We start from the raw sequence: 12,991 nt of genomic DNA, 5'->3' as shown, positions 1-12,991 counted from the left end.
CGTTTAGATATTTGTTTCTTTGATCATCCGAAACGATGTCCGTTTAATATCGATAACAATAGGTTTCGAATTTTCTCATGTTGTCGATTGGAACCGTTTCGGCCTGAAAATTAACCTTAGGCGAGAGAATATCCTCCCGGTAGGAAAAAATCTCCCGGATCAATTCCGTATATTCCATTCCTTTTTTTGAATATTCCTGAAAACAAAATGCAAAAAAGAACGACTCGTATTCCAAAAAAATCATTCCCTCTGTCGAATGAGGAACCACCGAAAGATTATTTCCCGATGTGCTCCAAGGGATTGTAGACGGTCCGTTTCCTCGTTGATAGAATAAAACGGAGATCGGACTTTTCAATTCGGTCAGTTTCTGCGGAAAAAACAAATTTCCCGATTGAATGGAATAAAACTCGGGCATAAATAAATATACGGGTTTGTGTTCAAAACCCGTTTGAGAGTCGTTCGTTTCCGATGCAAACAAAACTTTCCCGTCTTTTGTCCTCAGGACCCCGTTCTCTCTAAAATGTTTCGTTTTGACCGGATGATTGGTTCTTTTTCCCGTAAAACCGCTGCTAGACGATGTAAAATCCGAAACGTCTTTGCAGGACTGCGTCGGAGGAAAAGTATATTCTAAGATCGAAGTCAAAAACGTTATCCCCGATTCTAAGTAGAAAGATTCTTCCTTCGTCGTATCGGTTCTGCAGATCGTTTGTTCGACTCCGACCGGAATCGAATTTTCGGAATAACCGAAGTAAACGTTAGACGAAATCTCTTCCGCCGAGAACGGAATCGGCCTGTAGGAAATCGCCGTATCGCGAACTCGTTCCCATTCTTTTGTGTAAGCGTCGATCAAATACGGATCGCTCGTCTTAAAGAGAATCTCCCGATTACTGTCTCTCGCACTGATCGAAAAATTATACGAACCGGAAATCAAGGTTTTGCCGTCCACGATCATCGTTTTATGATGCAAAAGCCCGCCCTTACCGAAAGAATCCGTTGCAATTACCTCTTCATTTCCATCGCCCATGATCTGGGAGTTTGGATTTCTAAATGCGTCCGCAAGATACTTTCCTTCCTTATCCACGGGAGAATCGTAAATACCGTTCACATTCACGCCCCGACGATCCGCCAAAGCGAACCTGGAAGTCAGAACGGAATCGAAATGATCGAAGATCAAATATCGAACGTCGTTTTGAGCGCGATCGACTTCTCTCAAAATCAGATTTTGAATCAATCGTCCCTTTTCGGGAGAAATGTAAAATTGAAACGGAGAAATGTTAAGCGAAGTGATACCCCTATCCTCCTCCAAAAAGGAATAGAAGTCTTTTATTTCGGAATCGAAAAGATCGAAGGAAACGTAACCGTTCAGATCGTTTTCGAGACCGTACCAAGTGAAATTTCCGGATCCCAAAAAAACTTTCTTACGATCCACAATGAGTATTTTAGAATGTTGTAAACCGGATCTTTCCCATCTTCGAAACATGCCGAGATTTTTCAACTCGTCCGGATAATCCTTTTCGGGATCGGCCGTCATTCGAATCGTAACCCCTCTTGCATTCGCTTTTTTCAAAACGTCTAGGATCTCCGGATCTTCGAAAGAATAAATCCAAAGATCGATCGAAAATTCCGCGTTTTCTATGAGCCCTAAAATCTTATCTCGTACATTCCTTTTTTTGAAAGTAGGAACGTAACGTCCCGGATACGAAAAGTTAGTTTCCACTTTACGCGTTCTTCCCCATTCCAACCAAAAAAATTCGGATTTTCGCATAGGAGAACAAGTCGTCAAAAATAAAATAGACGGGAGAAGAAAGCAGATACACGGAAGAAGGAAGCCGAAATCGTTTGAGGTTTTTCTCATAAAACGACTCCCGAAACGATTTGAAAAAAGTATTCCTTTTTTGCGTTATCCGAATCGCTCCAAGAACCCCCCAAAGAAACTTTACAATAGGAAAAATCAAACTTCGTATTTTCGGAAGGAAAATACATCAACGCTTGGATCAGGGTTTCCTTGAGATAACCCTTTTGAAAACTATCCCTGGAAATCGTAAGCGCGCCAGAATTCCCTTGTGTGTCGGAAAGAAAAAAATAGGAGGCTGCATACAAACGAAATCGAATGAGAGATTCATGATATTCTAAATTGATTCCGGTCCACGCGGATTGTCGTTTTCCGCCCTGAATTCCGAATTGTTTTTCCAAACCCCGGTCCGTAATCCAAGCGGAAGGATAAAAATCCAAACTCTGATTCGTACTGAAGACGGGAGAAGGAGAAGAGCCCATTCCGATAAAACCGAGTTCCAAAACCTCCCCATTTTCGCTTCTTCGATCTCGATCGGGAAGAAAACCGAAGGCGTCGAACTTCCAAGAATTTCGAACGGCCCCGACGGAAATCAAAACGGCTTCTCCCGTGACGGGAATCGCGCTTGCGTTTCGCACTCGATTCCAGCCGGTCTTGTCCTGGCCTCTCGCCAAAATCCCCGAAAAAAAACAGTGAAACCAAAAAAACTTCAGCTTCAGTTCCAGCGTAGAATGAGTAAGATAATCCCGATCCCCTGAAGAAACGTTTTCCGTCTCCGAAATCAAATCGTTTGTATATCTTCCCCAGTTTTGAAGATTGAGATATTGAAAACGAAACCCGGTTTCCAAATAAGGAAGATCGTAACGATAACTCACTCCGCCTCGATAACGATTTTTGAATATATCCGATGTTGCAACTTCTACTTTTTCAGAATCGACATAGGCGGACCCTTTCTCGGAATCGAATTTGCCCTTTTTCGTGTTTAAAATCGTATTCTTCAATCCGTTCTTTTCAAAGAGGGAATAACCCGAATAAAAATCAAAAAGATCGAAACGAACGTGTCCGAGCTCGCCGAGATTTGATTTGATCGTAATCCCATCCGTTCCATCCATCCAATCCGTAAACGCGGACGTTTTCATTTCTTCCCCGACCCTGCCGACGATCAGAGAAACATTCTCCTTTTTAAATTCTAAAAATAAATTTCTACCCGCAAAGAAGGCAAGTTTGGACTCGCCGGAAACGATCCAATCCGCCTGTAACCTTAGGTTCACACGAGAAGTTTCGAGACCTCGATCGATTCCCGCGTGGAACAAGGAGGAATTGATTCGTAACTCCTTGAGAGTCCTATCCTCTTTCGATTGCGAAAGACCGGAAGTTTTTTGACTTCCCGCCAACCCCCAACCCATCCAGGAAACTTGAGTCCAACCGTTATTTTTTTCGGAGGCTGAAGCCGGAAAAAACATTATAAAAAAAGAATATACGAAAAGTTTCTTCATAGACTTCCCTTCTTTTCAACCTCATAGTCGGAGGAAGAGTCGCCGGAACGATTCGGTTTGAGAAGGATCAGATCGTCCGTATCCGCGTCGATCTGGAACGGAAACGGAGAGAATTGATTTCCATAACTGTGAATGTGAACGAAGCCGCCTTGAATTTCCTGAAAGAGATCCAATCCTTCGTTCTTGCCGATTCCGTTTCCGATCGTAGTCGTCTTATCGATGGTAAAAACTTTTCGAAACGTAGCGGAATAAAACGGAACGGATTCGTTTTTAAAATTCGGAGAAAGAACGTAACCGCATTCTCCCGGATTTAAAAAACGATCCGCAAAGGACCAAACATTCGGATTGTAATTCGTCCAGCCAACCGGAAGATTGGCCCCAAAACGAAAGGAATATTCCACCAAACGATCGGAAGCGGAACTGTCCCGAATCTCCAAACTGCGAACGTCCACAGGCTCCGAACCTCGATTGCAGATCGTAAACCATTCGTTAGTCGACACGGAGGGATTGGGATAAACGGCTGAAATCAAAACCCCGGAAGAACCGGGAATCCCGACAAGTTCCTCGCCCCCAACGGGAACGAGATAGTTCAAAACCTCTTTTTTAATATTCAATAATTCTAAAATTGTGTGCTTAAGATCGCTCCATAAATTTAAAAACGGGGAAGTTGAAAGTCGAACGGAACCGTTCGGTTGGAACGTAAAGACATCGATCGAGTTGGTGTTCGTATTCCTTCGATCAAAGTTGAAACTGATCCATGGATTCAAAGTAGAATTTAAGTTTTCTGAATATTCTTTCTGAAAAAAAGGGAGACTGGAATTTTCAAGTTCCGGGCTTGCTTGTGTTCCGGTACAACTTGTTTTTCGGGAGGAAGGATCTGAAAACGCACTGTTTTTCCAAACACTCGCACCGGACAAGGTTCGGATTCTGACGGCGGATCTTCGTAACTTTTGTGAAACGGAATTGATTCCCATCCTGCCTTGGGAATCCCAAAGTATCCAATCGTTTTCCGCATTTCCATCCGCGGACAGAATTCTAATTTTTCCCGTACTTCCCAAACTCAACTCGGGAACGATCCAAGTCTCGACCTTGGGAAAACAAACCAACTTGCCGATTGAGAGCACATTCTTTCCCGGTTTCAAAGGTAGAATGAATCGATAGCTTTTATTTCCGGAGAAAACTTCCAGAATCTTAGAAGTTACGGAAGCGGAATCGATTTCGATAAAACGATCCGCACTCACAGACACGGTTCCGTCATAAGAACCCATCCAAGAAATTTCGGAAATCTCCGCAAAACCTTTTCGATAAGAATCCGCAAGATCCGTTTTTCTTCCCGGATTCATAAAATGAGAATTTTGAATTTCCGGTAGAAGAGTTTGCGAAAAGGATATCGGGTGTGCAACCCAGGTATTTTCCCTCAACAAGAGAGAAACGACGGAACCTTCCGTTCTTTTCAAAACCGGGGTTTCTAAAAAATCACTCGAAAGAGTTCTGATTTTTTTTACGGCTCGATCCTTCAGAAGAAGGGATTTTCCGAATTCAAAATCCGTTAATGAGGATAAGGAGACCGCGATATTTTCCGGCAAAAAATCCTTTTTTCCCAACGTAAGAATGTCTCCGGGTTTTAAAGATCGGGATTCCAACCAAACCGGAATTTCCTTTCCGTCGTTTTCCAAGGATAGGGAATTCGGATTGCAGATTTGATTTCCGGAATATTCAAAATCGATAAACTTTTGTTTGGAATCGATTTTTCCGTCCAGATACAAGCCGGTAAAATTCGCTTCCTCGATTTGAAACGAATCGGCGTTACAAAAAGGCAAAACGTTTTGAGCGTTCTCCCTTGAAGTCGGAGTTGCAACTTGATTTCGAACCGCAAAGCCGGGGTTCATACAAAAACGTTCTAGACTCTTCGAAAGAAAAAAGTCGGAGCAGATGGAATAAAAATTATCCTCTGAAGAATAATATCTTCCACCCTCCGAGAAAGTTTTCTCGGAGTTTTCGTAAACGCGCTCCAAGTCCTTGGACTTAAGGACCCAATTTCCTTTTTTCTTCAAGTCCGACCAAGAAAAGGCAACGGACTCGAGGCCGGGAAGAACGCTCCCCGTTTCCACTTTGAGAATCGATTCACCCGGAATCAAAAATTGAACTCCTGTGAAAAGAGAATGAGTTCCCGAAGCGGTCCTTAGCTCTAAATCTTGAAAACAAATCGGATCTTTTCCGGGATTATTAAACTCCAAAAACCTTCCGATCGAAGATTCGGTTCCTCCGAAAACTTCGCTCAAAACCGGAAGATCGGATTGGCAAAGGCTCGTAATCCTAAGATTTTGTTTTTGAATTTCCGAAAAAAACTCGGAAAGAATCGACGCGTCACCCGGAATCTCTACGACAAGAGTGTTTTTAGAAGAAAGAAAATCTCCCGAAGAAAACAGAATTCGGATCCTTCCGCTCGTCGCCAGAATGCTAAAACCGATGAACGCGTTTGTGGAATGGGGTCTTACGATCGAGTTCTCGGAAAAAACGCTGACCCAGTTTTCTTCCGGAAACTTTTCCTTTTTGAGCATCCGATCCAATTCTTTCGAACCGGAAAGAACGAACCAATCCTCGTTTATATCTTCGAGAAGATCCGGGTTTTGCCGGATTTCTACGCTCGCCTGTCCGTTATTCGAAAAATCGAAAAAAGTAGGATCCGTCCTGGATTCAAAATGAGTATTCCAGAATTTTAGAATATTTTGGATTTCTAATTCAATATTTCCTTGGCGATCGGGAAAACAAACGGAAATCCCGAATACGGAAACGGTCCCGCCGAATAAACAGACGATTCCGGGAGCCGTTCGGATTTTAACACTCGGGTCCTTCCATTCTTCGAAAATTTCACTTTCCGAAACGACCGTGTTCATCGGTTCGTAAAAAAGTTTGAATTCTCCCGCGTTTGTGATCGGAAAAAGAAAGGCCGAATTTCCTTTCCCGCGACAGGAATCGAGCCCGAAAAGAAGAAGCGTAATAGCGAAAACGGATTTGAGTTTCATGTTTCCCTCCGCCCGATACGGTTCCGGAAACATGCAGAACGTTTTGAATTTTATTCTTTTTTTTGAAGTTGTTTTAGAATTTTTTCGGCGAGATTTTCCCCGATTCCGGAAATCGCAAGGAGTTCTTTCTTCGTCGCGTCTTCGATTTTCTTTTCCCCCGAAAAATGTCGGAGCAACAGTTTACTTCTTTTGAATCCGATGTCCGGAACTTCTTGGATGAGCGCGCGCATCGTTTCCTTGTTTCTGCGGCTTCTATGATGAGTGACTCCGAATCGATGGGCCTCGTCCCTGAGATGACGCAAAAGTTTCATTCCGGGAGAATTCATATCGAAGATGAAAGGTTCGTTGTCTCCGGGAAAATAAATTTCTTCTCTTTTCTTAGCAAGACCGACCATCGGAATTCCTTCGGCTCCCGCTTCCACCGCGGCCTCGCAAGCCTTAGCCAACTGCGTCGGTCCTCCGTCGATTACGATAAGATCCGGGAAAACTCCTTCCTCGTTGATGATTCTTTGCAGACGTCTGGAGATCACTTCGTGGATCATTCCGGGATCGTTGATTCCCTCGTAGCCGCGCATATTATACTTTCTATATCCTTGTTTGAAAGGTTTTCCTTCCACAAACATCACTCCGCTCGCGACCGGTTGCGAACCTTGAAAATGACTGATATCGTAACATTCAATGATATGCGGAGGACGTTCCAAAGAAAACATTTCCTGGATTTCTTTCAAAGAAGCGGTTTGATCCCTGTAATGAGTCGCGAGCATTCTTTCGGTAAGACCCAGCTCCGCGTTCTTCTCAGCGATTTTTAAAAGAGAACGTTTATCTCCCCCGCGAGGAGATTTGAGTTTGGGTCTGAAGCCGGTTTTCTCCTGAAGCACATCCAGGACAGCGGAAATTTCTTCCTGAATATCGGTCGGCACAAAAATCGTAGGGGGAACCAAAGCCGCGTTTAAATAATAATCCCTAAAAAAAGCTCCGAGGATTTCCGAATCTTCCGCGTCCTGCACCCCTTGAATCGGAAACGATTTTTTCGTTTCCAATCTTCCGTCCCGCACTTCGAGGAGAACAACCTGACCTTCGTCTTGTTTTCTCGCAAAACCGATCACGTCTTCGTCTCCGCCTTCCGTGCTGACCACGGTTTGTTTTTCACGGAAGTTTTGAATTCTCTGGAGCATATCCCTATAACGGGCCGCTTTTTCAAAATCCATCCGATCGGAAGCGCCGGACATCTTGATACTCAGGTCGCTTGCGAGGGATTCTTTTTTACCTTCCAAAAATTGAACGACCTGGTCTATTACAACTTTATAATCTTCGACGGGGATCGTTCCCTGGCAAGGACCGAGGCAACGCCCCATGTCGAAGTTCAAACAAGGTCTTCTGGGTTTCGGTAACGGAAGGACCTGTCTCGTTTTACGAACCGGAAAAATTCTTAAAATGATGTCTAACGTTTCTCTCGTGGACTTAACGTCCGAATAAGGACCGAAATAACGGTCTCCGTTGTCCTTGAGTTTTCTTGTGATATAAACCATCGGAAAAGCTTCCGATAAAGAGACGCAGATATACGGATATTTTTTGTCGTCCTTGAGACGGACGTTAAAACGAGGATTGTGTTTTTTGATGAGGGTCGCTTCTAAGATCAGGGCTTCTTTTTCGGTTCCGGTAGCGATCCAGTCGAGGTCGAAAATTTCCCTTTGCAACACTCTGGTTTTTACGTCCGGATGATTTTCTTTGAGATAACTGCGGACTCGTTTGTCTAGATTTTTAGCCTTGCCTACGTACAAAACCTCGCCTTTTTTGGACTTCCAAAGATAACAACCGGGCAAGGCGCCTAGGTTTCTGATCTTTTCCAGAATCAAAGTATGATTGAAAATTTCAGGCATAGGTATTAGGAATCGGATGTCATTGGATAGTGGTTAGGTTCTAACATCGCGTATCGTTCTTTAGACGCCCGATGTTTGCCATAATCGATTCACAAGGCACTTGAATCTTAAATAAACTTGTCGGAGTTCCGACTTTGATTCAAAGACATTCATTCTTCGTTTAAACTTTCGGAATTTTCCGATTCAACTTCAAAACTTTCCTCCGGTTCCAAAAGAACGGAGGAAGAATCCCGGCTTTTTCTGGAATACTTTTCCTTCTTTCGTTTTGCGTCCTTTTGTTTGTTACGAATCGACTTCTTTTGATCGTCGCTTATAACACCTTGCGTCTTATGATTCCATTCCTGAATTTTTTCACAAAGAATCGCTCTCGCTTTATAACGATTCAGACCTTGGGTTCTATAAAGGGAACATTTGACTTCGATTCCCGTGGGTTTGTGTTTGAGATGAACGGCTGTGGAAACCTTGTTAACGTTTTGTCCGCCTCTTCCCCCGCTTCTCGTAAAACTTTCCTCGAGTTCTTCCTCCTTCACTTTAAGAACCTCCATGAGTTCCAAAAGTTTGTATTCTTTTTCGACCGAAACGGGAAAACGAGAAGCCATAAAAATTACTTCAGATCCTGAAGTTCGAAATGATCCCGAAAATAAGGAAACGGCTTCCCTTTTTCATCCAGACAAACATAAGTAATCTTGCAATCGATGATTTCTTTGAGCTCTTTTCTACTTTGACTTTTGCCGATGGAAGTGTTTCGAATCGTGATCGAACTGTTTCCGACCCGATCGATTTTGGAAAAGATCTGGATGATATCTCCCAGAAGTCCGGGGCTTTTAAACACGACGTCGGCCATACTCACGGTGACAATGTTCGAATAGCGGATTTTTTCCATCACATACATGGCGCAACCCTCGTCGATCCAAGCGAGCATCTGGCCTCCGAAAAGAAAACCGTGTTGATTGAGATCCCTGGACATCACGATATGCTGAGTCGCGAGTTCCATTCCTTCCAACTTTTGATCGATAAACACTTCCATAATATTCTAAACTCCTTTGGCGACCGAGGACGATGGACAATCCTTTTTTAATATACATTCTTCGCAAAATCTTCGATGTGCCTTACAACTTTTTCTTCCCAAAAAGATCAGATACAAGGAAATATCTCTCCAATATTTTTCGGGAAGAAGCGCCATCAGGTCTTTTTCCACTCGGACGGGATCGCTCTTTGTAGTCAGCCCGAGAACTTTCGAAATACGATTGACGTGCGTGTCGACTACGATTCCTTCCACGAGTCCGTGAACCTCGGACAAAACGACGTTTGCGGTTTTACGGCCGAATCCGGGAAGTGTAATAAGCTCCGCAATTGTCTTGGGGATTTTACCGTCAAAGTCGTTTATCAATTTTTTAGCAAAACCCTGAATGGACTTTGCCTTATTGCGGTAGAAACCCGTGGAAAAGATTAATTTTTCGAGCTCGAAAATATCCGCGTTCGCAAACGATTTTAAGGAAGGAAAGGTTTTAAAAAGCGCCGGAGTGACTTGATTGACTCGCTCGTCGGTACATTGCGCGCTTAGAATTACCGCAATCGCGAGCTCATAGTCTTGTCGGAAATGAAGAGGAGTGACGACCTCCCCGAACTCTTTTCCTAAAAGAGAAAAGATTCGGGAAAACCACTTTAGAAACGCAGGATCAGGCTTTTTTAGGGACCTGTTTTGCAATTCCCGCGTATTTTTTCGGAGCAAGAACGCCCAAGGATCCGCCGTTATCTTTGATGGCGGCCTTAATTCCTTTTTTTCTCAGAGTACGAAGAGCTCTGGTAGAAAGACGAACCGTAACCCAGCGGTTTTCATCTTCCAGAAAGATTCTTTTTTTGATAAGATTTATCTTCCAGGTTCTTCTTGTTTTAATGTGGGAATGGGAAACGTTATTCCCAGAGACGGTGCCTTTCCCGGTTACTTCACATCTTCTCGCCATAGTAAGGACAGAATCGATCGATCCTTTTCGCTGTCAACCTTTCCGCCGATTTTCTGGCGTTTAAGTAGAATTTTGTATGGAAAATCTTGCGACTCGTAAAAAGACTGCCAATCAAACCTTTCCCCGATGTTCAGACCCGCCTTCACAAACTTTCAATTCTGGCTGGATCGTATCTGGAAGGTGAATGTTCTACCTTTCTTTCAAAGTAGAAAAATCCGAATCGAACGTCGACTTCTCCCCATCGTCCATCCGGAATTTACCAAAGAACAAGTCGTAGATCCTAGAGACGTTCAGCATCTTCTCTATGAAACCAAACTTCCTTTGGAAAACGGAATCCCTCCTATCTTTGGTTCGGATTCGGAAGTGGATATGACCGCGTTTGCAGGCGGAAAGAAAAAGGTTCGGATCAGACAAAAACTTCATTCCGGATTCCCGGAACAGACAAAGTACCGGATTTGGAAGCTATTACATAAATCCTTACATACCTTAAATGAGAAACCTTGGAAAAAACTTTTTTCTAAAAAGAAATTCGATTCGGTTCCGATCGAAACTTTTCCCGACTTCATAAGCGCGGCCTCCCCGAATCCGTATCGATTGTATCTTCATTCTATGATTCTTTGGGAAGAATTCTTTCCTTGGGAAGAATGGAAATCGTCACTTCCGCTTTCTTGGATTCCGTTCGGCGGTTCCAAAAAAATCAAACTCCGTTTTATCTCTGCAAGAGCGGCCTCCTTTTCCAAACAGGAATTTTATGAAGAGTCCTATTCCCCAGAACTTGCGTTTTGCGATCTTTACGCACAAGGTTATCTCAGAGAAACATCCGATAAGAGCGTGGACTTGGAAAAACCGGAGTCGTATTATTTGGGTACATTCTTTCCTTCTAAATTAGAAAGAAAGAATCTACCCCTTTGGTTACAAGAGCGAAATTTATTTCCAAACGAATTTCAGTGGAAGAGTTCTTCGAAGGAACAGGTTTTTAAGATTTTAAATAAGGAGATTCGATTCCAAATCGACAGCGAAATCGAAGATTCTTTCGATTCCGAATTCATTCAAGTCGGAGGAAAACGTTTCCTTCTGAAAAGCGAATTTTTAAAAGGAGAGTTTTTTCAAAGGGCGGTTTTTACGATCCATCCTATGCTTTTTGCAAAACGAATTTTGAAAGGACTTTAGTTTGATTTGTTAGGAACCGCGACCAAACAAGAATAAGATCTCGTCAAAATAGAAACGAACTTTTAAACGCGCCCTTTGTCGAAATCAAGTCCAGTTCCGCGGGAGAGGAGATTCTCTTCCGGATGAATCATTCGTCAAAGACTCAAATTTTTCCATCGTTCCAAACCCGACCGAAACCTCTCCGGACTTTCTCCAAAACCGATCCGAATCCAACCCTCACATTCGAAATCCCGTCCCGGAAGTACGAACACACCACAACGCTCGATCAAAACGTCCGCGTATCGGGAGGAAAGAATCCCTTCCTTGAGTTTTAGAAAGGAAACCACTCCTCCGCCCGGCCTCGTAAAACCGGCGATCCCCGGAAGATCCTTCCATATAGTTTCGAAAAATTGAATATTCTCTAAAATGGATGTTTTGATCGGAAAAATCAAACGTTCTCGGTTTTGTAAAATTTTCAAGGTGAGAAATTCAGAAATCGGAGAAACCGTATGCGTTAGATAGTCTTTGAACGACCTCGCCTTTTCAATCAGTTTTTTCGGCCCCGTCATCCAACCGATTCTAAGCCCCATGACTCCGAAACATTTCGTGATCGAACCGGTACTCACCGTACGTTCGGTAAGACCGGCTCCGGTCCAACTCAAGTCGTTTTGAAAATCCAAAAACCGATAGTGTTCGTCAAAAAGAATCCATCCCGTGTGTTCCTCGGCAAATTCGCGGATCTTTTTAATTTCATCCTGCCTCAAAGAAAGTCCGGTCGGATTTTGAGGGTGATTGAAAATAACCAGGTTTTTTCCGCGAGCGAACAACTCCCAAACGCAAAATTCCGGAAGATAGGAACTCGAACTCTGATCCATATATTCCAAAAGTGGAATGGGCTCCAAAACGGCGCCGATCATCTTCGGTATTTCGTATAACGCTTGAAAGGCGGGATGTAAATAAGAAACGACCGAACCTCTTTTACAAAGCAGATGAAATAAAATGTAAAGCGCCTCTCCGGTTCCGGTTGTGATCAAAATCCGATCCGCGTCGAGGCCGGGATAAAGTTTAGCGATTTCTTCTCTTAAGACGAGACTCCCTCGGTTGGGCGCGTCTTCCAGGGAAATCGAAGTCAAAACATCCGGAGAAAGATTCAAGCTCGAAAGCAGTTCACCCAAAGTGATATTTCGAACCCCGCTTTCTCCGAGATTGCAGGGCGCGATCTTTCTATACTTCTCGAGTCGTTCTTCGATCCAAAATTCTCCGGGTTCCATCAAGAAACAAGGGTAAGGACGGCCCCTCCCAAAAGAAATAGAATTGCAAAGAATCCGAAAGAAATCTGAATCCAAAAATGAATTCGTAAACTACGAAGACCGATTCTTAAAAAATCCAAATCCTCTCCTTTGGTATCGGTGATTCTTTGAAAAGAAATTGCGGCGCTATAACTCCAAATCCCCGCGAGCAAAAACAAAATTCCGGGCGCAAGAAACAAAACGAGTTTGCTCGTATCCTTGGAAACGAATGCGGAAAAGAATGACGCACCGGAAAGGCAGAAAAAAGAGAATGACGCAAGTTTCAATACTCGGCTCAACCTCAGAAATTCCCTGTTTTCGTCCTGATTGAATTCGTAAGATTCCATACTTTATGAATCGGCTAAAATTAGGGTTGAACCTCAAAAGAAAGCCGA

Annotated in this window: 11 protein-coding genes; 1 reads left to right on the top strand and 10 read right to left on the bottom strand. The window is 43.4% G+C overall.

All coding sequences use genetic code 11. The features are described 5' to 3' along the window. Window positions 1–43: 43 nt before the first annotated feature. The 8 genes from LEP1GSC194_RS06805 to rpmB form a co-directional block, all read right to left on the bottom strand. Window positions 44–1,855 (bottom strand): phospholipase D-like domain-containing protein, encoded by a 1,812-nt coding sequence (locus tag LEP1GSC194_RS06805; RefSeq protein WP_020772805.1) that lies wholly within the window; start codon window positions 1,853–1,855, stop codon window positions 44–46. Beyond that, complete coding sequence (locus tag LEP1GSC194_RS06800; RefSeq protein WP_020772857.1) at window positions 1,852–3,288, bottom strand: LA_2168 family protein; 1,437 nt, start codon at window positions 3,286–3,288, stop codon at window positions 1,852–1,854. Before LEP1GSC194_RS06800 ends, LEP1GSC194_RS06805 begins: the two co-directional genes overlap by 4 nt. Then, window positions 3,285–6,314 (bottom strand): LIC11755 family lipoprotein, encoded by a 3,030-nt coding sequence (locus tag LEP1GSC194_RS06795; RefSeq protein WP_173644586.1) that lies wholly within the window; start codon window positions 6,312–6,314, stop codon window positions 3,285–3,287. The genes LEP1GSC194_RS06800 and LEP1GSC194_RS06795 overlap by 4 nt, the downstream gene beginning before the upstream one ends. Window positions 6,315–6,364: 50 nt before the next feature. Beyond that, on the bottom strand, window positions 6,365–8,194 hold the full coding sequence (gene uvrC / locus LEP1GSC194_RS06790) for an excinuclease ABC subunit UvrC (RefSeq protein WP_020772813.1): 1,830 nt from the start codon (window positions 8,192–8,194) through the stop codon (window positions 6,365–6,367). A gap of 149 nt (window positions 8,195–8,343) precedes the next feature. Next, window positions 8,344–8,793, bottom strand: coding sequence for a peptide chain release factor family protein (locus tag LEP1GSC194_RS06785; RefSeq protein WP_020772904.1), 450 nt, complete (start codon window positions 8,791–8,793; stop codon window positions 8,344–8,346). Window positions 8,794–8,798: 5 nt separating this feature from the next. After that, window positions 8,799–9,221 (bottom strand): acyl-CoA thioesterase, encoded by a 423-nt coding sequence (locus tag LEP1GSC194_RS06780; RefSeq protein WP_020772855.1) that lies wholly within the window; start codon window positions 9,219–9,221, stop codon window positions 8,799–8,801. A gap of 6 nt (window positions 9,222–9,227) precedes the next feature. Beyond that, on the bottom strand, window positions 9,228–9,926 hold the full coding sequence (locus tag LEP1GSC194_RS06775; protein WP_036041608.1) for an endonuclease III domain-containing protein: 699 nt from the start codon (window positions 9,924–9,926) through the stop codon (window positions 9,228–9,230). Next, window positions 9,874–10,158, bottom strand: coding sequence for a 50S ribosomal protein L28 (rpmB, locus tag LEP1GSC194_RS06770; protein WP_017809470.1), 285 nt, complete (start codon window positions 10,156–10,158; stop codon window positions 9,874–9,876). The genes LEP1GSC194_RS06775 and rpmB overlap by 53 nt, the downstream gene beginning before the upstream one ends. 126 nt (window positions 10,159–10,284) lie before the next feature. On the opposite strand from rpmB, the gene LEP1GSC194_RS06765 reads away from it, so the two are divergent. Then, window positions 10,285–11,328, top strand: coding sequence for a hypothetical protein (locus LEP1GSC194_RS06765; protein WP_020772734.1), 1,044 nt, complete (start codon window positions 10,285–10,287; stop codon window positions 11,326–11,328). A gap of 134 nt (window positions 11,329–11,462) precedes the next feature. On the opposite strand, the gene LEP1GSC194_RS06760 is transcribed toward LEP1GSC194_RS06765, so the two are convergent. Together LEP1GSC194_RS06760 and LEP1GSC194_RS06755 are read right to left on the bottom strand one after the other, a co-directional pair. Next, window positions 11,463–12,578 carry a pyridoxal phosphate-dependent aminotransferase gene (locus tag LEP1GSC194_RS06760; RefSeq protein ID WP_020772802.1) on the bottom strand — a complete coding sequence of 372 codons (1,116 nt, stop codon included), beginning with the start codon at window positions 12,576–12,578 and terminating at the stop codon, window positions 11,463–11,465. Then, entirely contained in the window at window positions 12,578–12,943 is a 366-nt protein-coding gene (locus LEP1GSC194_RS06755) for a hypothetical protein (protein ID WP_020772862.1), read from the bottom strand. Before LEP1GSC194_RS06755 ends, LEP1GSC194_RS06760 begins: the two co-directional genes overlap by 1 nt. Window positions 12,944–12,991 lie beyond the last annotated feature (48 nt).

The organism is Leptospira alstonii serovar Sichuan str. 79601, assembly GCF_000347175.1.
GTDB lineage: Bacteria > Spirochaetota > Leptospiria > Leptospirales > Leptospiraceae > Leptospira > Leptospira alstonii.
This window is presented reverse-complemented; position numbering and strand designations above follow the sequence as displayed.

Coding starts and splice junctions, on each gene's coding strand:
- LEP1GSC194_RS06805 (WP_020772805.1), bottom strand. CDS start 1,855: ATGAGAAAAACCTCAAACGATTTCGGCTTCCTTCTTCCGTGTATCTGC.
- LEP1GSC194_RS06800 (WP_020772857.1), bottom strand. CDS start 3,288: ATGAAGAAACTTTTCGTATATTCTTTTTTTATAATGTTTTTTCCGGCT.
- LEP1GSC194_RS06795 (WP_173644586.1), bottom strand. CDS start 6,314: ATGAAACTCAAATCCGTTTTCGCTATTACGCTTCTTCTTTTCGGGCTC.
- uvrC (WP_020772813.1), bottom strand. CDS start 8,194: ATGCCTGAAATTTTCAATCATACTTTGATTCTGGAAAAGATCAGAAAC.
- LEP1GSC194_RS06785 (WP_020772904.1), bottom strand. CDS start 8,793: ATGGCTTCTCGTTTTCCCGTTTCGGTCGAAAAAGAATACAAACTTTTG.
- LEP1GSC194_RS06780 (WP_020772855.1), bottom strand. CDS start 9,221: ATGGAAGTGTTTATCGATCAAAAGTTGGAAGGAATGGAACTCGCGACT.
- rpmB (WP_017809470.1), bottom strand. CDS start 10,158: ATGGCGAGAAGATGTGAAGTAACCGGGAAAGGCACCGTCTCTGGGAAT.
- LEP1GSC194_RS06765 (WP_020772734.1), top strand. CDS start 10,285: ATGTTCAGACCCGCCTTCACAAACTTTCAATTCTGGCTGGATCGTATC.
- LEP1GSC194_RS06760 (WP_020772802.1), bottom strand. CDS start 12,578: ATGGAACCCGGAGAATTTTGGATCGAAGAACGACTCGAGAAGTATAGA.
- LEP1GSC194_RS06755 (WP_020772862.1), bottom strand. CDS start 12,943: ATGGAATCTTACGAATTCAATCAGGACGAAAACAGGGAATTTCTGAGG.